Consider the following 24,788-nt stretch of genomic DNA (forward strand, 5'->3'; position numbering starts at 1 on the left):
AAATAACACCCCTTTTTCTTTTATTTTACTAGAAAAGGGGTGTGTTCACAATTTATTTACTCATGCGTTTGTCGTGCGCAGGAGTTCATGAACCTGGAAGATTTTTCTTTCCGTAAATTTCATTAAGCACAATTTTCCCCACAAATTTCCCTGTTTTTCAGCTTTTCAAATCTGTTTCCACCGATCAGGATGTCCCTGTATTTTTTTACGATCTTCATTTTCAGAGGAGGGGTTACCTGCAAGGTTGCCGATACAACAGCCAGGTCTACTTTGCCCTCTTTCAGAGCATTTACGGAATCTGTCGTACTGTTATTCAGAATTTTAAAATGTACATTCGGGTACAGGATATTGAAATCCCGGACCGCCTCAAACAGATAACAGTGAAGAGCCGTTTCAGTTGCACTGATATAGATGGTTCCGTTTTCCAGGCTGATCAGGTTACTGAGATTGTTTTCTCCCTTAAAAAACTGAGCACATCCGGCAGCTATATATTCATAAAAAATTTATCCGTTTTAAAAGAGAAACTGTTCTTTCAGCTCCCTTTTTCGTTTACCGGAAGTAAATGCTGCTTCCACGGAATTCAGGAGCAACTGTTTTTTCTGTTCCTCTGTAAGGTTTAACAGGGAATCCATATACTGAAACTCATGGGAAAGGGTTGTTCTTTCAATGGCAGGATCATCTGTATTTAGTGTTACCTTAAGTCCCTGTTCCAGAAAATTTTTCAACGGATAGGAAAACATATCTTCCACTGCCCTGGTCTGCCGGTTGCTTGTGGGACACATTTCCAGAAAAATCCCGCTGTTTTTTACAAGTTGGATCACCTCTTCATTTCCTGCGATACGCACTCCATGCCCGATCCTGGATGCTCCCATACGGATGGCTGTTTTGACATCCTCGGCATCGCCGGCTTCACCTGCATGGATCGTAAATGGAACGTTGTACTCTTTTGCTTTCGCAAAAAGATTCTTATAGCTTTCTGTTGGAAAAAGTGCTTCTGCACCTGCAAGATCCACGGCAACTACTCCTCCATCCTCTGTGAGATATCTGCGAGCCAAGTCCAGAGTTTCCATATTTTCCTGCTGATTGGAGCTTCCACGCATGCAGCATAAGATCAGATTGCCTGGAATCGGAGATTTTTTCAGGCCACGTAATGCAGACTGGATCGCCGTTTCCTGGGTCATTCCTTTTTGTGTATGGAACTGTGGTGCAAAACGAAGTTCTGCGTAGATCACACCGTCTTTTCTCATTTCAGAAAGGATAAGATAAACGGCTTCTTCCAGTGCTTCTTCTGTCTGAAGAAGGGAAAGAGGCAGGTCAAAGCATTTCAGAAAATCATTGAGATTTTCGCAGGTATCCGGAACGGAAAGAAGGGAAAGAAGTTCCTCGTCTGTTGCAGCCGGAAGCGTGATCTGCTGCAATGCGGCAAGTTTTTTTGCAATATCCACGGTAATACAGCCATCCAGATGTGCATGTAGATCGATGTAGTGATTGGTTTTGTTTTCTGTTTTCATAGGCATTAAGTACCTCGCTGTTTGTATTTTTCTATATTATAACACAAAAATGAGCGCATGAAATTCCACATTTTATGGATACATGCGCCCTTTTCTGTTTTAACCAAATCAAGCAAGTAGCGAAGCGGATTGCGAATATCCGCTTGACTGCTTCTTCACATTTTATGAAATATTCTTATCCCTGAAATGGTTTTACATTCTTTACGGCATCTGCAGAGAGGATCTCTTTATCATCCTCATCAATGTTGATAAGATGATATCTGTCATTTCCCATGTGCATTTCTTTCATATAGCTGAGCTGGCGAAGTCCGTGACGTGTCTCGATCCTCTCTACCAGATCTTTATGATCAGAATCCTTCAGTGCATACACAAGATCTACAGAAGCCTGGTCTGCTGCAAGGATATCTGTAGATGCCACGATTCCGATATTCGGTGTTACGACAGGTGCTGCTCCAACACCCTCACAGTCGCAGGAAACAGACATATTTCGAAGAACGTTGATAAATACAATACGCCTTTTACCGGGAACTTGGCAGTTCCGTCCTCATCCAGGATATCTACCGGGCAGAATGTCCAGCCATTTACCTTCAGAGTTTCACGATGCTTCTCCGTTGTGTAACGGTCTCCCTCGTAGTAGGTGTTTGTCTCTACGATATGGGCTTCCGGGATCTTATCTGCGATCAGTTCTTTTACCCACGGTGCAGGGATGATATTCGGTCCATGCTGCTCTCCTGTGTGAAGCTTGACTGCAATCTTACCCTTAAGGATGCCGCTTACACGCTCAAAAATCTTCTTCAGTCCCTCTGCGGAAAGATCCTCTGTAAAATATACGGTGGATTTTTCTCCGGAACGGTCCTTATAAGGAATGTAATGTTCTCCACCTGTTCCAGGTACGATTTTTTTGTGTGCCATTTGTAATCCCTCCTGTGTTATATTCATAAAAAATCTCACTGCTTTTATGATACAAACTAAACTCAGGTTCAGGTCAAGGATTTTTTGTTAAATATAAAGGTTAATTCCAGACTATAAAATTTCATTCCGGTTTATATTGCCTGTGTGGCTTCTTTTAACCAGCCTTTTTCATCCTCATCCAGATACGGAGAAATTTTCTCATATACAAAGGCATGATACTGGTTGAGCAGTGTGCGCTCTCCGGTTTCCATCTGTTCGGGATCTATACCTTCCAGGTCAAAGGGTACCAGCGTCAGAGGTTCAAATTTCATAAACTGACCGTAGGCTGTTTTTTCGGCCTTTTTGCAGACCACAAGGTTTTCATGGCGGATACCAAATTCATTTTCCGCATAGTATCCTGGTTCATCGGAGGTGATCATTCCTTCTTCCAGAACAGGAGCCGGACGATCCACGAGATTTTTCCAGCGGAAGCTCTGAGGACCTTCGTGTACATTGAGAAGATATCCTACGCCATGACCGGTTCCGTGATTGTAATCCTCTCCCATAGCCCAGAGTGGTCCTCTTGCCAGGGCATCCAGATTCAGTCCGGTACAGCCATAGCGGAATTTTGCGGCTACAAGGTTCAGGTGCCCACGAAGTACTGCTGTGAAATATTTCTTTTCTTTTTGGGTAACCGGGCCAAGTACAACGGTGCGGGTGATGTCTGTGGTTCCCTCCAGATAATGGCCGCCGGTATCCATCAGAACCAGTCCCTCTGGTTTCAGAGGAATACTGGTTTCTTCTGTGGCACTGTAATGAACAATAGCTCCATGTGCACCGTAGGCAATAATGGGATCAAAGCTGTTCCCCTGGAAGTTCTCCTGTCCGGAGCGGAACTCATAGAGTTTGTCCGCTGCGGAAAGCTCGGTGATCTCCTGCTTTCCCACATTCTTTTTCAGCCAGTGGATAAATTTTACCATTGCCACGCCGTCTTTGATGTGGGCTGTTTTTTCATTCTGGACTTCGATCTCATTTTTGATGGCTTTTGGAAGAAGGGACAGGTTTTCTCCATTCAGGATTGTTACTCCATCCGGAATGCTGCTGACCAGACGGCTGTTTACATTACTTTTTGAAAGATAAACCCTTTTCGATTCAGGGATCGTCTGCACATAAGTGTAAATATCATCATATGGATAGATGGTAACGCCATCTATGGCCAGAGCTTCTTTTACAGAATCCGGAAAAGCCCTCTCATTGGCAAAAAACCGGATTTCTTTCTCATCCATTACAAGATAGGAAAGCACTACCGGGCAGCAGTGGATATCATTTCCGCGAATGTTCAAAAGCCACGCAATATCATCCAGTGACGTGAGGACAAAGAGATCTGCGTCTTTTTCTTTCAATTTGCTGCGGATTTCCCGGATCTTGTCTGCTCTGGATCTTCCAGCCCATTTTTCGGATAATTCCATTACCGGTTCACAGGAAAGTGCCGGACGGTCATCCCAGATATTTCCAATCAGATCCTCATTTACAGAAAAACGTACCTGTTTTCCCTGAAGGATTTTTTTCAATTTCCCGGCTTCCTCTGCGCTGACAGTACGGCCGTCGAAGCCGAGGCACATCCCTTCTTTCAGGTTTTCTTCCAGAAATTTATGGATCGTCGGTACATCCGGTTCCCCCATCTTAAACAGGGTAACCGGTGTTCCCTCTAACTGCTGTGCGGCCTGGATAAAATATCTTCCGTCTGTCCAGAGTCCCGCCATATCCGGCATGATGACAGCAGTTCCGGCAGAACCGGTAAATCCGGTAATATATTTCCTGCATTTAAAATAATCTCCCACATACTCGGAACCGTGGAAATCATCGGTCGGAACCAGATAAGCATCGATTCCCTTTTCTTTCATCTGTTTTCGAAGAGCGGTAATCCGTTCTGTAACTGTCATAACCTTATGCCTCCTCTGTATAACTGTTCTTTACTGCAAAACCATGATCCATAGGACCGCTTCCTTTTCCGAGATCCAGCATGGCAGCAAGAGCTCCGGAAATATAGTCTTTGGCACGATTTACAGATTCCACCATGGAAAATCCTTTTGCAAGGTTGGATGCGATGGCCGAGGAAAGAGTACATCCTGTTCCGTGGGTGTTGGGATTGTCGATCCTTTTTCCCTCAAACCACTGATATGTTCCATCCTCATAGAGAAGATCATTGGCATCATTAAGCTTATGGCCGCCTTTGCAAAGAACTGCACAGTGATACTGTTCGGAAACCTGTTTTGCAGCTTCGATCATATCATCGGCGTTTCTGATCTTTCGTCCGGTAAGCACTTCCGTTTCCGGGATATTGGGAGTGAGAAGATCCGCAAGAGGAAACAGTTCTTCTTTCAGAACATCCACAGCTTCTTCACTGATCAGCCTTGCACCGCTGGTAGCCACCATAACCGGATCCACTACGATATTTTTCGCCTGATACTGCCGGAGCTTTTTGGCGATCATGCGGATCAGATCACTTTCGGAAACCATTCCGATCTTTACTGCATCCGGAAAAATATCTGTAAAAATACTATCCAGCTCCTGACCAAGAAATTCTGCCGTTGCATTCTGGATGGCTGCGACACCGGTGGTATTCTGGGCGGTCAGTGCGGTGATGGCACTCATGGCGTATACCCCGTTTGCCATCATGGTTTTGATATCGGCCTGGATCCCTGCGCCTCCGCTGGAATCGCTGCCTGCGATGGTTAATGCTGTTTTCATTTTTCGTTTCCTCCGTTTTCTGTAAATATATAATTCTGTAACTCTGTCAGATTTTGGCAGTAGATATGTGCGTCCTTTTTTAGCTGCTCCTGATCCGGTTCTCCCAATGCGTCATAGATGCCTGCAGTCAGAAATCCTGCTTTTCCTGCGGTCTGCAGTGCATAGAGAGAATCTTCCACTACCAGTGTCATGGATGGCTCCGTTCCCAGCACTTTCGCTGCTGTAAGATAGATCTTCGGAGAATATTTGCTTTCTCCGATCTCACTGGTGGTATAAATTTCTTTTAAAAAAGGAAGAAGTCCGTTTCGCTTTAGTGCCCGGCGGATATGTTCTTTTGGGCTTGAAGTTGCCACCACAGCCGGGATTTTCTGGCTAGCAAGATATTGAAAAAGTTCTCTGGCACCTGATTTTGCAGGAACTTCTTCAAAATAGTAGTTTTGGATCCGAACTTTCAGATCCTCCACGATCTTTTCTTCGGAAAACCCAAGAGCGAACCTGCTTTTCAGCCATGCCGCTCCCTGCTCCATACTCATGGGAAAAAGGATCTCTTCCATTCCCGCAATTGGGTGATATCCAAGATCTGTAATATATCGTTTTCCAAGTTCCCTCCAGATAGAAAGAGAGTCCAGAAGGACACCGTCCGCATCAAATATTATGGCTTTTACGGGAGAAATCATGTTTTTCCTCCTGAATAAAATTTTTTATGATATAAAAAACACGGATATACCACAAAAGATATATCCGCATTTTATTATAAGCCGCAGGTCCCCAAAATGCAACCGGGAGTTATCTGACAGTTTCTTTTTCCAGGCCAACTGGTTCGTACAGCTTTTTTAATGTTTTTACCATTTCATCTTTACCGGTATCTTCGATACAGACATCGTATCTGCCTTCCACACTTCCGAATGTAATGACTTTGTCCAGATTCAGCAGTGCCTTTAAATTTCGGAGCATGTTTTCCCGGGTAGCATCTTTGATGTAGATCTTGATGTTGGCACATCCGGGATATCGGATGGGATCGTGAAATGCCACGCGGTAACTGTCGATCCACTCTTGTTCCATCAGTTCCCGGTAAAGTTTTTCCATAATTTCTTTTTTATCCAGAAGATACAGATATACCACGTTTTCGTATACCGACTGGGTTTTCTGGACGTAATTGCGATGAGGGGACCGGTGTCTCCGTTCATAAACTTCCTGGTGAAGAGGTGAGATCAGCTGATCATAATAAATCACCAGAAGATCATCCACCACACAGTTTGTAAAATAGGAAATTCCTTTCCGGTCAAGAAAATCACAGATCGTCTGTGCCTGGGACGTTGACATCTGATATTTCTGATTGAGAAGGGTGTCATCAATTCCGGAAACAAAAAGAATATCTTTCTGCCGTTTTCTTGGAAGATGCACGGTATTTACGATCAGTGCGATCTCAACTCCGATCAGGGTATCCAGTACACGGTTAAATACAAAGAGAAACGGACTTTCGTCTGTCATATGCATGACCGTTATACTTAAAAACACCACGCATGAAAAATAAGCAGTATTTTTACAGTTCAGAACAACGGTAGAGTAAATAACAATTCCCGTAAAAAGTGAAATCAGCATGTATCCGGGAAAGGTATCCATAAGACTTCCGTGAAACAGATACATCTGGATCAGAATGATCACCAGTCCCCAGAAAGCGCCTACAAAAGTTCCTGTGACTCTTTTTTTTGCCACCTGAGCCATACTGTCCTGATAGGGCTGGATACACTGAAGAACTGCCAGTGCGGAATAAAACGGGATTCCTTCTCTGTTTCGAAGATAAAACACACAGAAGCAGCATGCCACAGCGATCACAGAGCGGACGATCCGCTGTCCTGGTTTTGGAAAATGGAAAGTATTTTCAGCAGCCATATCCTTTTCTCCTATATCATTTTTTCCAGCTGGTATAAGAACAGGGTTGCCGCCAGCAGATCCGCCGCGCCGTCGGGGCTTAGATTTCTGCGGATGCATTCCTGATTCAGCTTCTCGATCTTTTTCATGCCGGTTTCAAAAAAAACGCCGCCCGGTTTCCAGATTTTTTCTGCCTGCTCCTGGATCCATATGACATCTGCATAGAATCCGCGGCTCCAGACATTGGTATCCTTTAGTTCCATCATGATCCGCAGCAGAACATTGATATTGGAACGGTTCTCATCAAGCCCGATGGCACGGTACTGTCTCATCAGAGGAAGCGCTGTTTCTCCAATGATGGGAAACCCTTTCTGGGCCTCTCCACGGATTCCACGTTCTTTGTATTTCTGAAAAAGGATCTCTCCATGAGTTACCGGTGTTCTCTGACTCATTTCAAAGAAATCCGCTTCCAGCGCTTTTTCCGTCATTTCGCTGGCAGAAGCAAGGATTTCTGCAGTATCAAACCGGCGGATCCTGGCATAGCAGTGTCCGGCACAGGCAGACAGGATTCCCATGGTAAAAATCAGTCCTTTATGTGTGTTGACCTGGCCTGTTGCACGAAACATGGCTTTTTCTGCCAGCACTCCTGTTCGGCGGATCCTGGGAAAAAGGTTCTGGAGATTCCTTTTCCAGAAATATCCTTCAAAAAACATTTTTGCCAGATAGGGAGTGATGGCATCGGCGCTTCTTTCAAAAGTATACACGTTCATATCATGGTGAGCACCATTGTCATGACGATCTACAAGTCCTGGCTTTGGAGTGGTATAAACTTCTCCAAGGATCGTACTTTTGATACACTGTTCTATTTCTGCAGAGGTAAGCACTGCCGCATTCGCTCTTGCATACATGAGATCACTCCTCCCTATCAGTCTTATGTTTTATGGAAGAACAGGAATTATGCCTGCTCTACATAATCGTCGATCACCTGAAACAGCTGTCTTTCTCTGTCTTTTTCTTTTGGGGTGTTGGAACATCTGCGTCCCGGAACCTGTCTCATTCTTAAGATGTATGGTCCAAAGATATTTGCGGTTGCGTAATTTTTTACTGTTTTTGTCATCATGATCATTTCCTCCTTATCCGGTTTTTCGTCCGGCTGCTTTTCTTCTTAAGATAACTATAACAAAGCTCTTCCACGAAATCTAATTCTCTGTCATTATGCTGTTATGCCAAAAAGGAAAGTCCCGGGAAATTTTGTGCAAAAAAAGAAAGCTCCATGGCAGCAGAGCTTTCTTTTCATAGAGAGGTTTATAATTTGTGGGTGGTTAACAATAGATTTGATTTATGCTTCTTTAAAGGTAAATGGTTTTACCTGGCGGACAACATCCATGATGGTGCCGTCACGACCTTCGATAATACCTACAACTCTGTCACCAAACTGAACCGGTTCAGGCTCACCTGTGATAGAATATGCGATATCGCGAAGTTCCTCAATGGTCTTTAACGGTACGCAGTTTGCTTTTTTCAGTGCATCCAGAAGATCCTGACGTGCCGGATTTACCGCAACACCGTAATCTGTGACAACAATATCTACAGATTCACCTGGTGTGGTAACGGTTGTAACATTGGAGCAGATCGCCGGGATACGTCCCTGTACCAGCGGAGAGATCACGATGGTACATTTTGCGCCCATGGCTGCATCCGGATGGCCGCCCTGTGCACCTGTGATCACACCGTCAGAACCCACAACAACGTTGCAGTTAAAGTTTACATCGATCTCCAGTGCGGCAAGGACTACATAGTCCAGTTTGTTCACAAATGCACCTTTATTAAATGGATTTGCGTAAGCGCCAGCACTGATTCTGTGATGGTTCGGACGTTTTACGGATTCTACTGCGGAAGTATCGAAATCCTGTGTATCCAGAAGTTTTCCTACCAGGCCCTCATCCAGAAGGTCACACATGCCTTTGGACATACTGCCCACTGCGAATCCCATCTTGATCCCGCGCTCTTTCATGATCTTTCCGAGAGATGCCGCAGATGCGATAGATGCACCTCCAACACCGGTCTGATATGCGAAACCATCTTTGAAATACGGAGTATTTACAACAACCTGTGTACAGTAATCCGCCATCATCAGCTTTCTCACATCTGTGGTTGGTTTCGCTGCACCGGAAGCGATCTTTTCCGGAATACCAATCTGATCTACCACGCAGACATAATCAACTTTTGTCATGTTGATATCTGCCGGATAATTCGGGAACGGCACCAGACAGTCTGTAACAGCAACTACCTTGTTGGCATGGTTTCCGTCTACGAAGGAATAGGAAAGGACACCACAGTCGCTTTTTCCGCCAACGCCTTTACAGTTTCCGTAATCATCACAGGTCGGCGCTCCGATAAAGGAGATATCGATTACCGTTTCACCGGTCTGGATGGCACGGATACGTCCGCCATGGGAACGCATGATGGCAAGTCCTTTTAATTTTCCTGCGGAGATGGCTTCACCGATCTTTCCACGGACACCGGAGGACTGGATGTTTGTGATGGTTCCATCCTCGATCATCGGTACCAGAGCATCGTGTGCTTTTCCAAGAGAGCTTGCACAGATGGTAACATCTTTGATCCCCATATTGTGGACTTCCTGCATAACCATGTTTACGACCAGATCTCCATCACGGAAATGATGGTGGAAACCAAGTGTCATACCATCGTGAGCGCCACATTTTACAAGGGCTTCGTGGATGGAACTTACCATTTTGCTGGTATCATGGTTCATCACTACTTTTGTAATGGGACCCTGTTTCTGAAATTCTGTGTTATCTTTGTAATAATTTCCCTGAAAATCAGTTTCAGGTTTTCCATGTTTCCTGATGTGTTGTGTGCCTCCATGATGCCGTAAGCCATGGTGCCCTTTCTTGCTTCAGATTTCTCTGCTTTTTTTCCAGTGAATGCTTCCACTTTGGCTGCTTCTGCTTCCGGTACGATCTCTGTTCCGTTTACCAGATATGCGCCGCCATCATATAACTTTACCATAATGTATTCGCTCCTTTTTCTTTTTTCACGATGTTTGTTCTTCGTGATTTTATTGTATCGCATCCAAAGCATTCTGACTAATTGCCAAAATGAATGCTGTTATAACTTTTTGTGAAAATAAATAAGGACAAAAATAACTAATCTTATAAAGAAATGTTGACAGAAATTCATTACTATTTTATAATTTTCTCATAACTACGAAGGAGGTATGAATAATGAAAAAATTCAAAAAACTTTTGGTTTGTATGCTTGCAGTTATGATGCTTATTTCATCTGCGATTCCGGTTTCTGCGGCCACCCGCCCGGCGATCCCGACCTTAAGAAGTGCACAGATGACCAGTAGCGGACGTATGTCTCTCAGCTGGAAATCTGTAAGTAATGCAAATGGATACAAAGTTCGGATCTATAACTGCAGAAAAAAGAAAGCATCTTCCATTCATCTCAGTGGAAGGTACAACAACAACTATTATACAAACAAAAGTGCGAACACAGCTTATCTTGTATCCGTATACAGCTACAGATGGGTAAATGGACAGCGAATTTACAGTATCGATTCGGATGCATTTGTATGCACCCCAAGAACATTAACTACTGTATCAAGCACAGCATCAACATTGACAGTTAAATGGTCCAAGCTTTATGGAATCAGTGGATATTATGTTTATAAATCTACCAGTTCCAATTCCGGTTACAAACGTTATGCAACTTTATCTGCCAATGCAACTTCTGTAAAAGTCAAAAGTTTAACTTCCTCAGGCAACACTTATTTCTATGTTGTGCCATACAGAGTTTATAAAGGAAAAAGATATACTTTTCCTCATAACATTTACCGTATGTATACAAGATATTATTATTACTAAATAACTGATATTCAGAAAGCAAAAAGCTTCCCTGCCAGAAGTAACTCTGGCAGGGAAGCTTTTTTTGTGTATTTTTATTCTTTTCCGTTGAAACAATATGTACATATATTATCCGGATCGATTCCAATGGATTCCAGAAGATCGTCCAGTCTGTGATAGCGAAGGCTGGTAAAATTCTGCATCTTACAGATATCCTGCACCATCTGCTCATATTTCTCTGTATGCGGATCTGCATATTCATCCAGGACTTCCTGCGGACAGTTCGGTCCTTCTCTCTTCTCGATGACCTGACGTGCGATCAGCTCCATCTCGGATTTGGAGCGGGAGAAGTTTAAGTATTTACATCCGTACATGATCGGCGGGCAGGCAGGACGAACGTGAACTTCCTTCGCACCGCTACGGTACAGGAATTCGGTTGTCTCACGAAGCTGGGTACCACGTACAATGGAATCATCAATGAGAAGAAGTTTCTTGTCCTTGATCAGCGCACGTACCGGGATCAGTTTCATTTTCGCGATGAGGTTACGCTGATTCTGATTGGTTGGCATAAAAGATCTCGGCCAGGTTGGTGTATATTTAATGAATGGTCTTGCATAAGGAATACCGGATTCATTTGCATATCCGATGGCATGGGCAATGCCGGAATCCGGAACACCTGCTACAATATCCGGGTGAACAGAATCTCCGTCTCTCTTTGCAAGCATGCTTCCGCAGCGATAGCGCATCTCCTCTACATTTACACCTTCATAAGATGCTGTCGGATATCCGTAGTAAACCCAGAGGAAAGAACAGATCTTCATTTTCTTTCCAGGCTCAACCAGAGTTTTAACTCCGTCTGCTGTTACAAATACGATCTCTCCGGGGCCAAGTTCCTTATAATCTTCGTAACCCAGATTAATATAGGCATGACTCTCAAAGGACAGACAGTAGGACCCCTCTTTGTGGCCAATCTCCACCGGAGTTCTGCCCATCTTGTCCCGGGCTGCATAAATTCCGTCTTTTGTCATGAGAAGCAGCGTCATGGAGCCGTCGATCAGACCCTGGACATACTGGATACCCTCCACAAAATTGTCCTTTTCACAGATCAGGGCAGCGATCAGCTCTGTCACATTGACAGTTCCGTTGGTCATCTCCTGAAAATGTACCTTGGTCGTATCATACATCCGCTGCAGAAGTTCATCATAATTGTTGATCTTTCCCACAAAGGTAAGGGCAAAGCTTCCAATCCTGGAACTGAACAGAAGGGGCTGAGGTTCATAATCAGAAATACATCCGATTCCCATATTTCCCTTCATGGAACCCACATCCCCGTCAAATTTTGTACGGAAAGGTGTGTTTTCAATGTTGTGGATGGCACGGTCAAATCCATGTTCTCCGTAAACAGCCATACCGCCGCGGCGTGTTCCCAGATGAGAATGATAATCCACTCCGTAAAAAAGTTCCAGTACGCAGTCGCTTTTCGATGCTACTCCAAAAAATCCGCTCATAATGTGCTCCTCTCTGCTTCCATAGTGTTAACGATTCCTGTCATCGTTCGTACATCCATAATCGCTACCAGTATAGCATAAGAGAACGGAAAATAACAATCAATTCAGCGGATATTCCTGCTTTTTCAGAATAAATTATAATGATATTAGCCGGATTTATAAAAGCAGAAAACATTTTCTGTATGTGACAGAAGTTCCGTCAGTTCCAGAGTGCGATAAACAGATTCAGGTAACCGGCAAAAGTCAGCCATGCCAGATATGGGATCATCAGGTACGCAGCGTTCCGGGAAAATTTCCCGAATGTACGGATGCAGCCGTACACAAGTCCCCACAAAAAAATAAGCCAGAGAAACGCAAAACCATACCATCCCGCTCCAAAGAAGAAAAACGGCCACAGGAAATTCACGGCAAGCTGAATCCCGTACAAGGCAAGAACCCTGTCCCTGTCTCTGCTTTTTGGTCTGGATGCGATCAGGAAAGAAGCAATTCCCATCATGATAAAAAGGATCGTCCATACAACAGGGAACAGCCATCCAGGTGGTGATAAGGGCGGCTTATTTAATTTTGCAAATACCTTCATTCCATTTCTGGTAAAAAATCCGGAAACAGCTCCTGTTGCCAGGGGCACTGCAATACAGGTGATCAGTTTTCTGGTATCTTTTTTCAAAAATATTCTCCTTTCTGCTCTGGGAAAATCTGAGGACAACATTCGTTTTCTCTGTTTATTATATTTCGGAATACCGGTTTCTATACAATTACACAGAAAAAAGAAACAGCTCTGTTTTTATGCAGAACTGTTTCTTTTCAGATTGTTTAAATGCCTTGATTCTTTGACAAATATACGTTTTTTATTATTCCTGAGTGATTCCTTTGAACTCGTAACCAGCCTCTTTGATCACCTCTTCGACTTTTACCTCGTCAACTTTCTCAGGTACTGTAAATACAGTCGTTCCGTTCTCGTGGGAAGATACCACGTCCTCTGCACCGAAAGCCGCCTGGATTGCTTTGTTTACGTGTGCCTCACAGTGTCCGCACATCATTCCTTCTACCTTTACTGTTACTTTTACCATTGTTTTGTTCTCCTTTTCTTCTTTTTTATTTTCATCATGAGTGATGTTTAATGTTACCGGATTTTTAATCACTTTGTCTCTGGCTGTGTTATGGATCTTAAACAGATTCAGTCGCAGCGCATTTGTTACAACACAGAAACTGGAAAGACTCATGGCTGCGGCTCCGAACATCGGATTCAGTGTCCACCCGAAGATCGGGATCCAGACACCTGCTGCCAGCGGAATCCCAATCACATTATAGAAAAATGCCCAGAAAAGATTCTCGTGGATATTCCGAAGTGTGGCACGGCTCAGACGTACTGCAGCCGGAACATCACTTAACTGGCTCTTCATCAGAACAACATCTGCCGCATCAATGGCAATGTCTGTTCCTGCACCGATGGCAATTCCGATATCTGCTCTTGTAAGTGCCGGCGCATCGTTGATACCGTCACCGACCATGGCAACTTTCCCCTGCTCTTTCAGGGCACGGATCACACTCTCTTTTCCGTCTGGAAGGACTCCCGCGATCACATCGTCAACTCCTGCCTGTGCCCCGATGGCTTTTGCGGTACGCTCATTGTCACCGGTAAGCATAACCACGCGGATTCCCATGTTCTGGAGCTCTTTTACTGCACGGGGACTGTCTTCCTTGATCACATCCGCAACTGCGATAATTCCCAGGAGTTTTCCGTTTCTGGTGAAAAGAAGAGGGGTTTTTCCCTGCTCCGCAAGCTGCTCTGCTCTTTTATTAAGATCTGGGGAAACCTTCGTCTTGCTGCTGATAAATTTCATGCTTCCACCTGTCAGATTATCACTTCCAAGTACAGCAGAAAGTCCGTTTCCTGGAAGCGCCTGAAATCCGGTTACTTCACCTGCAGTAATTTTCTCTTCCTCTGCTTTTTTGAGAACTGCTTTTGCCAGAGGATGTTCACTTTTTTTCTCCAGAGCGCAGGCAAGTGTGAGAAGTTCTGTCTCTGTAATTCCCTCTGCCGGAAGAATATCAGTTACTTCCGGCTGACCGCTTGTAATGGTTCCGGTTTTATCCAGTGCGACGATCTGGACTTTTCCTGCTTCCTCAAGAGAAACTGCTGTTTTGAAAAGAATTCCGTTCTTGGCACCCATACCGTTACCGACCATAATGGCAACCGGTGTTGCAAGGCCAAGTGCACAGGGACAGCTGATAACCAGCACGGAAATTCCTCTTGCCAGTGCATAACCAAAAGGATGGCCTGTAAGAAGCCAGATGATCGTTGTGATCACTGCAATGGTGATCACTGCCGGTACAAACACTCCGGAAACACGGTCTGCGATCTTTGCGATCGGTGCCTTTGTGGCTGCCGCGTCACTGACCATTTTGATGATCTGGGAAAGGGTGGTATCCTCTCCGACTCTGGTTGCTTCACATTTGATAAATCCGGACTGGTTCACAGTTGCCGCAGAAACCATATCTCCGGCTTCTTTGTCAACCGGAATACTTTCACCGGTCAGCGCGGATTCGTTAACTGCAGTAGTTCCTTCCAGGATTACTCCGTCTACCGGAATATTCTCTCCCGGGCGGACAACAAAAGTTTCTCCCTTTTGAACCTGTTCAATAGGAACGGTAAGTTCCTGTCCGTTTCGTACTACAACTGCAGTTTTCGGAGCCAGCTTCATGAGGCTTTTCAGTGCATCGGTTGTTTTTCCCTTGGAACGGGCCTCCAGCATTTTTCCTACAGTGATCAGTGTCAGGATCATGGCCGCGGATTCAAAATAGAAATCCATCATGTAATTCATAACTGCGGCAGAATCTCCGTCTACCTGCGCTCTTGTCATGGCGAACAGTGCATAGACACTCCACAGAAAAGATGCCATGGAACCAAGTGCTACCAGAGTATCCATATTCGGAGAACGGTGCCACAGACTCTTAAATCCGCTGATAAAGAATTTCTGGTTGATCACCATGATGATTCCTGCAAGAAGCAGCTGTACCAGTCCCATGGCAACGTGGTTGCCGTCAAACCATTTCGGCAGCGGCCATCCCCACATCATATGTCCCATGGAAAAGTACATCAGCACCAGCAAAAATCCTACGGATGCGATGAGGCGCCTTTTCAAAACCGGGGTCTCATGATCTTCCAGCGCTTCTTCCGCTGCAGACATGGAGATTTTTTCTCCGGCAGCGCCTTTTAAAGATGCGCCATATCCGGCCGCTTCCACAGCAGCAATGATTTCGCTGGATGAAGCGGTTCCTTCCACTCCCATGGAATTGGTCAGAAGGCTGACTGAGCAGCTGTTCACTCCCGGAACCTTAGATACAGCTTTTTCCACACGGGCCGAGCAGGCAGCGCAGCTCATACCGGTTACATTATATTGTTCCATTTCCTTTCAGTACCTCCTAAAATAAATTATGTCCCTTTATTTCATCAACTTCTGGAGGGTTGCCACAAGCTCATCAATGGTCTCATCTTTGCCTTCGCGGATATCTCTTGCAACACAGGTTCGAATGTGGGTGGCAAGCAGTTCTTTATTAAATGAATTAACTGCTGCATTGACTGCTGCAGACTGGATCAGAATGTCATTACAATAGGCATCGTTTTCCATCATTCCTATAATTCCCCGGATCTGGCCTTCAATACGCTTCAGGCGATTGATCAGCTTTTTTTTCTCCTCTTCTGAACGGGCAGTGTGTTTTTCACTGCAGCAGGGACAGGCTTTCTTTTCAGACATGGGCTGTCTCTCCTTTCTCAAAATACCCTCATGGGGTATCTGCTTTACATGGAACAATATATACCCTCGAGGGGTATTTGTCAATAGGAAACTGAAATTTTTTACCGCCGCCATAAATCGTACAATAAAAAAGCCCGCTCATTACCGATGATCGGATGAACGGGCAGTATAAACTTATATTAACCAAAATTTACTCTTCTACTATATGACCAAAATAATAAAATCCTTTACAGGTATCCAGGCTTACGTTTACGTATTTACCGATAAGTTCCTTATCTCCCGGAAAATGTACCAAAAGATTATGCTGGGTACGGCCTGTAAGAGTACCTTTCTCACGGTTTTCATCTTCTACCAGGACTTCCTGTACGCTTCCCTGGAAACGGGAAGAATTCTCACGGCCTTTTTCCTGCACCAGGGAAAGAAGACGGCTGAACCGGTCTTTTACCACATCTTCCGGTACCTGATTTTCCATACCGGCAGCCGGAGTTCCGCTTCTCTTGGAATAAATAAATGTAAAGGCGGTATCATAATTGGCTTTTCTTACCACATCCAGTGTTTCCTGGAAATCTTCTTCTGTCTCTCCAGGGAAACCAACCATAATGTCAGTTGTCAGAGAGATATCCGGAATTGCCTCACGGATTTTATCTACAAGCTGAAGATATTTCTCCTTGTCATAGCGGCGGTTCATTTCTTTTAAGACTCTGCTGCTTCCGGACTGCAGCGGAAGATGAAGATGATGGCAGATCTTTTTGCTCTCTGCCATGGTCTGGATCAGTTCATCCGAAAGATCTTTGGGATGGGAGGTCATGAAACGGATACGTCTCAGTCCCTCGATCTTCTCTACTTCTTTCAAAAGCTGTGAGAATGTCACCGGTGTTTCCAACGTTTTTCCATAGGAATTTACATTCTGGCCAAGGAGCATAATCTCGGTAACGCCATCTGCTACCAGCTCTTCGATCTCACGGATGATGGCCTGGGGCTCACGGCTCTTTTCGCGGCCACGAACATAGGGAACAATACAGTAGCTGCAGAAGTTATTGCACCCAAACATTACACTGACACCTGTCTTGAAGGAATATTTGCGGGAGGTTGGCATACCTTCCACGATCTCATCAGATTCTTTCCAGATATCAATGATCTGGTCATCAGTCTGCAGTGCCCGGTAAAAAAGTTCCGGGAATTTATGGATATTATGAGTTCCGAATACAAGATTTACATATTTATAATCCTTACGGATCTTTTCCACTACGTGATGTTCCTGCATCATACATCCAAACAGTACGATTTTCATATCCGGGTGGTTGCGCTTGATGCTCTTTAAATGTCCCAGGTGTCCGTAAATCTTCTGATTGGCATTTTCCCGGACTGTGCAGGTGTTAAATACAACTGCATCAGCATCCTCGGTATCTACCATTTCATATCCCATTTTTTCCATGATGGCCGCAATAGACTCTGTCTGGATGGAGTTCATCTGGCATCCTTCATTCTGGATGTGGAAGGTGGGACGTTTCGTACTGCTTTTGGCAAGAAGCTCTTTACATTTTTCAATGTACTGAAGCTGGATCTCTGTTTCTTTGTTCTGGCTCAAATCAATTCCTCCAATAACTAAAAATTTCATATGTATCTATAAATTATTTTTCTTTAGACAATATCAGACGGGAGCATTGAACTCCCGTCTGATATATCATACAGAATTTACAGTTGTCTGTCAAAGAGTTTTTATAATAGCGGTGCAAAAACTCTCAATACATTCTGAATGGCACGTACCACAATATTTCTCTTCTGGCAGAATGCCAGATCAATGGGATCACAGTACTCCAGGGTTTCTGTAAAATCATCCCGGATGTCCAGGATCACATCATTCTTATACATCCAGACACCATCTTCAAAATGCAGATAAAGGCTTCGGTAATCCAGATTTATGGTTCCTACGACGCCTACTTTGTCATCACAGACAAAAGATTTTGCATGTAAAAATCCCGGCTGGTATTCGTAGATCTTTACACCTGCTTCCAGAAGCTGCTTATAATAAGACTGTGTCAGCAGGAATACCATTTTTTTGTCCGGGATACCTGGTGTCATGATCCGGACATCCACACCGCTTTTTGCAGCGAGGCACAGGGCGGTCATCATCTCATTATCTATGATCAGATATGGTGTGCAGATATAAACATAGTTTTTGGCGCGATTGATAATATTAAGATAAACGTTCTCTCCTACGATCTCATCGTCCAGGGGGGAATCGCAGAATGGCTGGACATAACCGTTTCCCGGAAATTCGTTGGGGTGCCACCTGTGCGGAACATAATTTCCGAAATCAAGAGAAGTATCTGTTCTGGTAACGATTCCCCACATATACAGGAACATAGCTGTCATATTCCAGACGCCTTCTCCTTTCAGCATAACGGCTGTATCCTTCCAGTGGCCAAACCGTTTTCGCTGATTGATATATTCGTCAGCCAGGTTGATGCCGCCGGTAAAACCGGTCCAGCCATCGATCACACAGATCTTACGGTGGTCACGGTTATTCTGGATTATATTAAGAATCGGACGGAACCGGTTGAATACTTCGCATTTGATTCCTCGCCGGCGCATCTCCTGATCATACTTGTATGGCAATGTGGTAAGGCAGCCGAAGCCATCATAGATCAGTCGGACATCCACTCCTTCTTTAGCCTTTTTTTCAAGGATATTAAGGATCGTCTGCCACATTACCCCGTCATTTATGATGAAATATTCGATAAAAATAAAATGCTTTGCCTGCTCCAGTTCATGCACCAGAACCGGAAACATATCATCTCCTACCTGAAAATACTCTGCTGTGGTATTCTCGTGAACCGGATATCTTGAATACTGCCAGATGTAATCCGACTGGATCCTCATGGAACGGTCGTCTTCGTTTAAACGTTTTCTTGTGAGCTCTGAGCCTTCCAGGTATTCAGCAGTTTCATCAATAAGATTCTGATAATGCTGCTCCATTACAGCGCCGATCCGTGACTTACCGAAAAGAAGGTACAGGGAAACACCAAATACCGGAAAAATAAGGATCAGCATCGTCCAGGCGAGCTTATAAGATGGATTGATCTTTTTATTTACGATCCACAGAACAACCAGAAAACCTATGGCCTGCATTCCGATCGTCACCCATCTGGAGTATTCCATAAGCCGGAAAAGGGCGATCAGCAGCCATGCCAGCTGCACAACAAGAGCCAGAGCTACATAAAAAATTCGATTAAATAATAATTTAAGGAGCGATCGCAATGGTTTGATAATCAGTTTAATAAACAAATTCATATTTCTTTCCTTCGTCAAACGTTCCTGTTTCTATTTAATTAAAAATCCCTGACCATACAGCCAGGGATTTTTGCGCACAATTAATTATATTTACGTTTTCTTGCGGCTTCAGATTTTTTCTTACGACGAACGCTTGGCTTCTCGTAATGCTCTCTCTTACGGATTTCCTGCTGGATTCCCGCTTTAGCACAGCTTCTCTTGAATCTGCGAAGAGCGCTATCTAAAGTCTCGTTCTCTTTTACGATAACGTTTGACATAGACTCACACCTAACCTCCCTCCAGTTGTAGATTGTGCTAAAATACAACTGTCTGGGTATTTTTCTTGCACGAGTGTTATTATATAGCATAACATGTGGTTTCGTCAACATCTTTTTCGATTTTTATGAAAAAAATGTCAAAATTGTAGATCACGCACAATTTTGTTATTTTGTGAGCTGTTTTTCAAGGATTCCTGCTGCTGCGTCCATAGCTTCCTGTGCCTTCTCCGGATTCTTTCCGCCGGCCTGTGCCATGTTCGGACGTCCGCCGCCGCCACCGCCAACGATGGCTGCTACAGCCTTGATCAGATTTCCTGCATGGGCGCCTGCTTTCTGAGCTGCGTCAGTCGCCATTGCAAGGAGATTTACCTTGCCGCCGTTTACTGCTGCAAGAAGGACAACTCCTTCGCCAAGCTGCTCTTTCAGTTTGTCACCAAGGTCTCTCAGGCCATTCATGTCAACGCCCTCAACTTTGGCTGCAAGAAGTTTTACGCCGTTTACTTCAACAACTTTATCCATGACATCGCCAAGTGCACTCTGGGCAGCTTTGCTCTTGAGAGATTCATTTTCGCTCTGAAGAGCTTTTACCTCAGCCTGAAGATGGCCGATCTTTTCTACAACCTCTGTTGTATTGGCTTTTAATGCTTTTGCAGCCTCGTGCAGAAGCTCTTCCTGTTTTCTGTAGTACTCGATAACGGCTTTGCCTGTAAGTGCCTCGATACGACGGACACCAGCTGCGATACCGGACTCGGAAACGATCTTAAAGAGCATAATGGAGCTTGTATTCTTTACGTGGGTACCACCACAGAGTTCTTTGGAGAAGTCTCCCATAGATACCACACGTACCTTCTGGTCGTATTTCTCACCGAAGAGTGCCATTGCTCCGGATTTCTTAGCCTCTTCTACATCCATGATGTCTGTGTGTACTTCAAGGCCTGCCTGAATCTCTTTGTTTACAAGATCTTCTGTTGCCTGGATCTCCTCAGCTGTCATAGCCTGGAAATGAGCAAAGTCAAAACGAAGTCTGTCCGGTGTTACCAGAGAACCTTTCTGCTCTACGTGGGAACCAAGAACTGTTTTCAGCGCTTTCTGAAGAAGATGTGTCGCACTGTGGTTCTTCTCGGTATCTTTTCTTGCATCTTCGTTTACTTTCAGGGATACGGTCTCACCTGTGGAGATCATGCCGGACTCCATATGTCCTACATGGCCGAATTTGCCGCCACGGAGCTTGATGGTGTCCTCAACAACAAACTTGCCATTTGCTGTCTCGATCACACCGATATCGCCTTCCTGTCCACCCATGGTTGCATAGAAAGGAGTCTGCTCTACAAATACGGTACCCTTCTGTCCCTCTGTAAGAGAATCCACGATCTCTGTCTCTGTAGTAAGGACAGTTACTTTTGAGTCAAATGTCAGATGATCATAGCCAACGAATTCAGTTGTTACATTGACATCAATATCATCATATACAGTTGCGTCCGCACCCATATAGTTGGTTACTTCACGGGCTGTACGGGCTTTGACTCTCTGCTCTTCCATGGCTTTCTGGAATCCTTCCTCGTCAATGCCGTAGCCTTTTTCCTCAAGGATCTCCTTTGTGAGGTCAAGAGGGAATCCGTAAGTATCATAAAGTTTGAATGCATTGTCACCGGAAAGAGTTTTCTCGCCGGCTTTCTTCATATCCTCTTCCATGTCGGAAAGGATGCGGAGACCCTGATCGATGGTCTTGTTAAACTGATTCTCCTCGTTTGTAAGAACACGGAAGATAAACTCTTTCTTCTCCTCAAGTTCCGGATAACCGGCTTTGGAGCTCTCGATCACCTGTGCGCTTAATTTTGCAAGGAATGTTCCCTCGATGCCAAGAAGACGTCCGTGACGTGCAGCGCGGCGGATCAGGCGACGGAGAACGTATCCACGTCCCTCATTTGTCGGCATGATTCCATCGGAGATCATAAATGTCGCGGAACGGATATGGTCTGTGATCAGACGGATGGAAACATCGTCTGCATAGTTCTTCTCATATTCTTTATGTGCGATTTCGCATACAAGGTTACGAAGTGCACAGATCGTATCTACGTCAAAAATAGAATCTACATCCTGGACAACTACGGCAAGTCGCTCAAGTCCCATACCGGTATCGATGTTCTTCTGTTTCAGTGTTGTATAGTTTCCGTTTCCATCGTTTTCGAACTGTGTGAAAACGTTGTTCCATACTTCCATGTAACGGTCGCAGTCACAGCCTACCGTACAGCCAGGTTTGCCGCAGCCGTATTTCTCTCCTCGGTCATAATAGATCTCAGAACATGGACCGCACGGACCTGCACCATGTTCCCAGAAGTTATCTTCTTTTCCGAAACGGAAAATACGTTCAGACGGAATCCCTACCTCTTTGTTCCAGATATCGAAGGCTTCATCATCATCCAGGTAAATGGATGGGTAGAGGCGGTCTGCATCAAGCCCTACAACCTCAGTAAGAAACTCCCAGGACCAGTGGATCGCTTCTCTCTTGAAGTAATCACCAAAAGAGAAGTTTCCAAGCATCTCAAAGAATGTACCGTGACGTGCGGTTTTACCTACATTTTCGATATCACCGGTACGGATACATTTCTGGCAGGTTGTTACTCTTGTTCTTGGCGGCTTCTCAGCACCTGTAAAATATGGTTTCAGCGGAGCCATACCTGCATTGATCAGCAGAAGACTCTTGTCTCCCTGAGGAACCAGGGAAAAGCTTTTCATTACAAGATGACCCTTGCTCTCCATAAAGTCAAGGAACATCTTACGAAGTTCGTTCACTCCGTACTTTTTCATGTTGTTATCCTCCTTGTGTCAACCCCATCTGTCAGCATTTCCGGAATGTTGTAGCTTTATCCCGGAAATGTCACAGATATGGGAAATTATTTTACACAGATCTTTTTGAATTTTTTCTTGCCTCGTTTCAGGACGATCCCGTCTCCTGCAAAAGCATCCTTCTCAACCGTGTGGTAAATGTCGGTGAGTTTCTCACCATCGATGGATACACCACCCTGCTGGATCGCACGGCGGCCTTCGGAACGGCTTGGTACCAGCTCTGCTTTTACAAGAAGTGTGATCAGATCGATTTTTCCTTCCTCGTCAAAATCTTCCGCTGAAAGCTCTGTTGTAGGCATATGAGAAGTATCTGCACCTGAGAACAGTGCGCGGGCACCCTCCTGTGCTTTTTTGGCTTCTTCCTCACCATGTACAAGCTCAGTCAGCTGATATGCAAGAATCTCTTTTGCTTTGTTCAGCTCATTGCCTTCCCATTTAGCCATCTCATCAATCTCTTCAAGAGGAAGGAAGGTAAGAAGACGCATACATTTGATAACGTCTGCATCGTCTACATTTCTCCAGTACTGGTAGAAATCAAACGGGGATGTCTTATTCGGATCAAGCCATACAGCTCCGGACTGGGTTTTTCCCATCTTCTTGCCCTCTGAGTTGAGAAGCAGTGTGATGGTCATGGCATAAGCATCCTTACCAAGTTTACGGCGGATCAGCTCAGTACCGCCAAGCATATTGCTCCACTGATCATCACCACCGAACTGCATATTGCAGCCGTATTTCTGATACAGCATGTAGAAATCATAGCTCTGCATGATCATGTAGTTGAATTCCAGGAAGCTTAAGCCTCGCTCCATACGCTGTTTGTAGCACTCTGCTGTCAGCATACGGTTTACGGAAAAGTGAGCGCCTACCTCACGGAGAAGCTCTACATAGTTAAGGTTCATAAGCCAGTCCGCATTGTTTACCATAAGTGCTTTTCCATCAGAAAAATCGATAAAACGGCTCATCTGCTGTTTAAAACAGTCAATATTATGCTGGATGGTTTCCTTGGTCAGCATCTGACGCATATCCGTTCTTCCGGACGGGTCACCGATCATACCAGTACCACCGCCAAGAAGGGCAATCGGGCGGTTGCCTGCCATCTGCAGTCTCTTCATCAGGCAAAGAGCCATGAAGTGTCCTACATGAAGGCTGTCTGCTGTCGGGTCAAAGCCGATATAAAATGTAGCTTTACCATTGTTTACCATCTCTTTGATCTCGTCTTCATCTGTAACCTGCGCGATCAGGCCACGTGCTTTCAGTTCTTCCCAAACTGTCATTGTTCTTTCCTCCTGTATAGTCATATAAAAAATGCCCGGTTCCTGTCCGTTTAGGACGAGAACCGGGTCCCGCGTTACCACCTAAATTTACAGAAAACTCGCATTTCCTGCCTCATAAAGTGAATCTATATCCTGTTATATCCAATATAATACGATATAAAATCACTTCAGCACAATAACGGGTGCTATTCCGTCGCAGCCTATCTGTAAAGCCAGATTCGGTACGCAGCTCCGGGATGTATTCACAGAAGTTCCACCCTGCGCCTCTCACCTGCCGGCTGCTCTCTGTGGGCTTTCCTTAAGTTACTTCTTCCCTTCCATGCCTTTTACTATACTATATGAAGTATACAAACTGCTTTTTTGTTTGTCAAGAAATTTTGGTATCGCTTTGACAACTTAAAGTGACAGAATTATCCGTTTAACCCCTCATCTACATAAAGTTCATCGCCGTCTGCAGCGGATGTGGCAAGCTGGTCACAGCGCTCATTTAACGGATTATCCGCATGTCCCTTAACCCAGTGGAAGCTTACCTGGTGCTGTTCCTTAGCCTTTAAAAGGCGTTTCCAGAGATCTACATTCTTCACATTTTCGTTTTTGCCACGTTTCCAGTTCTTTTTCAGCCAGGAATCGATCCAGTGCTGATTGAAGGCATCTACCAGATATTTGGAATCGGAATACAGCTCCACCTGGCAGGGACGGTTCAGTGCCTCCAGAGCTACGATAGCTGCCATCAGCTCCATCCGGTTGTTTGTAGTTTTCTTGTAGCCTCTGGACAATTCACGCTCATGTAACTGGCCTTTGGTATCAATATACTGAAGAACTGCTCCGTAGCCGCCTGGGCCGTCCGGATTTCCGCGTGCTGCGCCGTCGGTATAGATTTTTACCTGCATGTTTGATTCTCCTTGGATTTTGAAATAATGAATTTTTTATTTAATAGTCAAGCGGATATTCGC

22 protein-coding genes, 1 pseudogene and 1 other annotated feature are annotated in these 24,788 nt (G+C 44.8%); of the genes and pseudogenes, 1 reads left to right on the plus strand and 22 read right to left on the minus strand.

Annotated features, from left to right (window positions below):
* Positions 1-122: 122 nt before the first annotated feature.
* The 12 genes and pseudogenes from GPK81_RS18550 to GPK81_RS09480 form a co-directional block, all read right to left on the minus strand.
* Entirely contained in the window at positions 123-503 is a 381-nt protein-coding gene (locus GPK81_RS18550) for a LysR substrate-binding domain-containing protein (RefSeq protein WP_334300540.1), read from the minus strand.
* A gap of 9 nt (positions 504-512) precedes the next feature.
* Positions 513-1,511 carry an adenosine deaminase gene (add, locus tag GPK81_RS09430; RefSeq protein ID WP_242997058.1) on the minus strand — a complete coding sequence of 333 codons (999 nt, stop codon included), beginning with the start codon at positions 1,509-1,511 and terminating at the stop codon, positions 513-515.
* 175 nt (positions 1,512-1,686) lie between these two features.
* Positions 1,687-1,995: a hypothetical protein gene (locus GPK81_RS09435; RefSeq protein WP_442860744.1), complete on the minus strand. Its 309-nt coding sequence runs from the start codon at positions 1,993-1,995 to the stop codon at positions 1,687-1,689.
* The gene (locus tag GPK81_RS09440) at positions 1,947-2,423 is read right to left on the minus strand and encodes a hypothetical protein (protein WP_021976957.1); all 477 of its coding nucleotides are present in this window, start codon (positions 2,421-2,423) and stop codon (positions 1,947-1,949) included. The genes GPK81_RS09435 and GPK81_RS09440 overlap by 49 nt, the downstream gene beginning before the upstream one ends.
* 131 nt (positions 2,424-2,554) lie before the next feature.
* A complete protein-coding gene (locus tag GPK81_RS09445) occupies positions 2,555-4,345 on the minus strand; it encodes an aminopeptidase P family protein (RefSeq protein WP_021976956.1) in 1,791 nt (596 codons plus the stop codon).
* Positions 4,346-4,349: 4 nt separating this feature from the next.
* Positions 4,350-5,153, minus strand: a complete 804-nt coding sequence (gene thiD / locus GPK81_RS09450; RefSeq protein ID WP_021976955.1) for a bifunctional hydroxymethylpyrimidine kinase/phosphomethylpyrimidine kinase — start codon at positions 5,151-5,153, stop codon at positions 4,350-4,352.
* The gene (locus GPK81_RS09455; RefSeq protein WP_021976954.1) at positions 5,150-5,830 is read right to left on the minus strand and encodes an HAD family hydrolase; all 681 of its coding nucleotides are present in this window, start codon (positions 5,828-5,830) and stop codon (positions 5,150-5,152) included. Before GPK81_RS09455 ends, thiD begins: the two co-directional genes overlap by 4 nt.
* 109 nt (positions 5,831-5,939) lie before the next feature.
* A complete protein-coding gene (locus tag GPK81_RS09460) occupies positions 5,940-7,046 on the minus strand; it encodes an FUSC family protein (RefSeq protein ID WP_215706945.1) in 1,107 nt (368 codons plus the stop codon).
* An 11-nt stretch (positions 7,047-7,057) separates the two neighbouring features.
* On the minus strand, positions 7,058-7,933 hold the full coding sequence (gene citG, locus GPK81_RS09465; protein WP_215706946.1) for a triphosphoribosyl-dephospho-CoA synthase CitG: 876 nt from the start codon (positions 7,931-7,933) through the stop codon (positions 7,058-7,060).
* 47 nt (positions 7,934-7,980) lie between these two features.
* Positions 7,981-8,145 carry a hypothetical protein gene (locus GPK81_RS09470; protein WP_174087712.1) on the minus strand — a complete coding sequence of 55 codons (165 nt, stop codon included), beginning with the start codon at positions 8,143-8,145 and terminating at the stop codon, positions 7,981-7,983.
* Between the two features lie 219 nt (positions 8,146-8,364).
* Positions 8,365-9,897 carry a citrate lyase subunit alpha gene (gene citF, locus GPK81_RS09475; protein WP_215707025.1) on the minus strand — a complete coding sequence of 511 codons (1,533 nt, stop codon included), beginning with the start codon at positions 9,895-9,897 and terminating at the stop codon, positions 8,365-8,367.
* Positions 9,864-10,058 (minus strand): annotated as a pseudogene (locus GPK81_RS09480) (hypothetical protein); the annotation flags it as partial. The pseudogene GPK81_RS09480 and the gene citF, both read right to left, overlap by 34 nt.
* 215 nt (positions 10,059-10,273) lie before the next feature.
* Here GPK81_RS09480 and GPK81_RS09485 point away from each other — a divergent pair.
* A complete protein-coding gene (locus GPK81_RS09485) occupies positions 10,274-10,918 on the plus strand; it encodes a fibronectin type III domain-containing protein (RefSeq protein WP_021976946.1) in 645 nt (214 codons plus the stop codon).
* A gap of 74 nt (positions 10,919-10,992) precedes the next feature.
* Here GPK81_RS09485 and GPK81_RS09490 read toward each other — a convergent pair whose 3' ends face one another.
* The 10 genes from GPK81_RS09490 to rnhA all read right to left on the minus strand — a co-directional run bounded on the left by GPK81_RS09490 (position 10,993) and on the right by rnhA (position 24,725).
* Positions 10,993-12,405, minus strand: a complete 1,413-nt coding sequence (locus tag GPK81_RS09490) for an amidophosphoribosyltransferase (protein WP_021976945.1) — start codon at positions 12,403-12,405, stop codon at positions 10,993-10,995.
* A gap of 199 nt (positions 12,406-12,604) precedes the next feature.
* Positions 12,605-13,072: a TspO/MBR family protein gene (locus GPK81_RS09495; protein ID WP_021976944.1), complete on the minus strand. Its 468-nt coding sequence runs from the start codon at positions 13,070-13,072 to the stop codon at positions 12,605-12,607.
* 184 nt (positions 13,073-13,256) lie between these two features.
* Positions 13,257-15,815, minus strand: coding sequence for a heavy metal translocating P-type ATPase (locus GPK81_RS09500; protein WP_215706947.1), 2,559 nt, complete (start codon positions 15,813-15,815; stop codon positions 13,257-13,259).
* 36 nt (positions 15,816-15,851) lie between these two features.
* The gene (locus GPK81_RS09505; RefSeq protein ID WP_021976942.1) at positions 15,852-16,163 is read right to left on the minus strand and encodes a metal-sensing transcriptional repressor; all 312 of its coding nucleotides are present in this window, start codon (positions 16,161-16,163) and stop codon (positions 15,852-15,854) included.
* A 190-nt stretch (positions 16,164-16,353) separates the two neighbouring features.
* Complete coding sequence (gene miaB, locus GPK81_RS09510; RefSeq protein WP_118062870.1) at positions 16,354-17,781, minus strand: tRNA (N6-isopentenyl adenosine(37)-C2)-methylthiotransferase MiaB; 1,428 nt, start codon at positions 17,779-17,781, stop codon at positions 16,354-16,356.
* Between the two features lie 101 nt (positions 17,782-17,882).
* On the minus strand, positions 17,883-19,457 hold the full coding sequence (cls, locus tag GPK81_RS09515) for a cardiolipin synthase (RefSeq protein ID WP_021976940.1): 1,575 nt from the start codon (positions 19,455-19,457) through the stop codon (positions 17,883-17,885).
* A gap of 80 nt (positions 19,458-19,537) precedes the next feature.
* Positions 19,538-19,714 (minus strand): 30S ribosomal protein S21, encoded by a 177-nt coding sequence (gene rpsU / locus GPK81_RS09520; protein ID WP_004222305.1) that lies wholly within the window; start codon positions 19,712-19,714, stop codon positions 19,538-19,540.
* 165 nt (positions 19,715-19,879) lie between these two features.
* On the minus strand, positions 19,880-22,522 hold the full coding sequence (gene alaS, locus GPK81_RS09525; protein WP_129975869.1) for an alanine--tRNA ligase: 2,643 nt from the start codon (positions 22,520-22,522) through the stop codon (positions 19,880-19,882).
* An 86-nt stretch (positions 22,523-22,608) separates the two neighbouring features.
* Positions 22,609-23,835: a tyrosine--tRNA ligase gene (gene tyrS / locus GPK81_RS09530; protein WP_174087708.1), complete on the minus strand. Its 1,227-nt coding sequence runs from the start codon at positions 23,833-23,835 to the stop codon at positions 22,609-22,611.
* Positions 23,836-23,883: 48 nt separating this feature from the next.
* Positions 23,884-24,164: a binding site (T-box leader), on the minus strand.
* An 81-nt stretch (positions 24,165-24,245) separates the two neighbouring features.
* Positions 24,246-24,725 (minus strand): ribonuclease HI, encoded by a 480-nt coding sequence (gene rnhA / locus GPK81_RS09535; protein ID WP_021976937.1) that lies wholly within the window; start codon positions 24,723-24,725, stop codon positions 24,246-24,248.
* Positions 24,726-24,788 lie beyond the last annotated feature (63 nt).

The sequence above is a fragment of the Blautia sp. MCC283 genome (genome assembly GCF_018785565.1).
In the GTDB taxonomy this organism is placed as follows: Bacteria; Bacillota; Clostridia; order Lachnospirales; family Lachnospiraceae; genus Blautia_A.

What these genes read in the sequence shown, in the direction of transcription:
- add (WP_242997058.1), bottom strand. Translation starts at nt 1,511, where the DNA reads ATGAAAACAGAAAACAAAACCAATCACTACATCGATCTACATGCACAT.
- GPK81_RS09435 (WP_442860744.1), bottom strand. Translation starts at nt 1,995, where the DNA reads ATGTCTGTTTCCTGCGACTGTGAGGGTGTTGGAGCAGCACCTGTCGTA.
- GPK81_RS09440 (WP_021976957.1), bottom strand. Translation starts at nt 2,423, where the DNA reads ATGGCACACAAAAAAATCGTACCTGGAACAGGTGGAGAACATTACATT.
- GPK81_RS09445 (WP_021976956.1), bottom strand. Translation starts at nt 4,345, where the DNA reads ATGACAGTTACAGAACGGATTACCGCTCTTCGAAAACAGATGAAAGAA.
- thiD (WP_021976955.1), bottom strand. Translation starts at nt 5,153, where the DNA reads ATGAAAACAGCATTAACCATCGCAGGCAGCGATTCCAGCGGAGGCGCA.
- GPK81_RS09455 (WP_021976954.1), bottom strand. Translation starts at nt 5,830, where the DNA reads ATGATTTCTCCCGTAAAAGCCATAATATTTGATGCGGACGGTGTCCTT.
- GPK81_RS09460 (WP_215706945.1), bottom strand. Translation starts at nt 7,046, where the DNA reads ATGGCTGCTGAAAATACTTTCCATTTTCCAAAACCAGGACAGCGGATC.
- citG (WP_215706946.1), bottom strand. Translation starts at nt 7,933, where the DNA reads ATGTATGCAAGAGCGAATGCGGCAGTGCTTACCTCTGCAGAAATAGAA.
- GPK81_RS09470 (WP_174087712.1), bottom strand. Translation starts at nt 8,145, where the DNA reads ATGATGACAAAAACAGTAAAAAATTACGCAACCGCAAATATCTTTGGA.
- GPK81_RS09485 (WP_021976946.1), top strand. Translation starts at nt 10,274, where the DNA reads ATGAAAAAATTCAAAAAACTTTTGGTTTGTATGCTTGCAGTTATGATG.
- GPK81_RS09490 (WP_021976945.1), bottom strand. Translation starts at nt 12,405, where the DNA reads ATGAGCGGATTTTTTGGAGTAGCATCGAAAAGCGACTGCGTACTGGAA.
- GPK81_RS09500 (WP_215706947.1), bottom strand. Translation starts at nt 15,815, where the DNA reads ATGGAACAATATAATGTAACCGGTATGAGCTGCGCTGCCTGCTCGGCC.
- GPK81_RS09505 (WP_021976942.1), bottom strand. Translation starts at nt 16,163, where the DNA reads ATGTCTGAAAAGAAAGCCTGTCCCTGCTGCAGTGAAAAACACACTGCC.
- miaB (WP_118062870.1), bottom strand. Translation starts at nt 17,781, where the DNA reads ATGAAATTTTTAGTTATTGGAGGAATTGATTTGAGCCAGAACAAAGAA.
- cls (WP_021976940.1), bottom strand. Translation starts at nt 19,457, where the DNA reads ATGAATTTGTTTATTAAACTGATTATCAAACCATTGCGATCGCTCCTT.
- rpsU (WP_004222305.1), bottom strand. Translation starts at nt 19,714, where the DNA reads ATGTCAAACGTTATCGTAAAAGAGAACGAGACTTTAGATAGCGCTCTT.
- alaS (WP_129975869.1), bottom strand. Translation starts at nt 22,522, where the DNA reads ATGAAAAAGTACGGAGTGAACGAACTTCGTAAGATGTTCCTTGACTTT.
- tyrS (WP_174087708.1), bottom strand. Translation starts at nt 23,835, where the DNA reads ATGACAGTTTGGGAAGAACTGAAAGCACGTGGCCTGATCGCGCAGGTT.
- rnhA (WP_021976937.1), bottom strand. Translation starts at nt 24,725, where the DNA reads ATGCAGGTAAAAATCTATACCGACGGCGCAGCACGCGGAAATCCGGAC.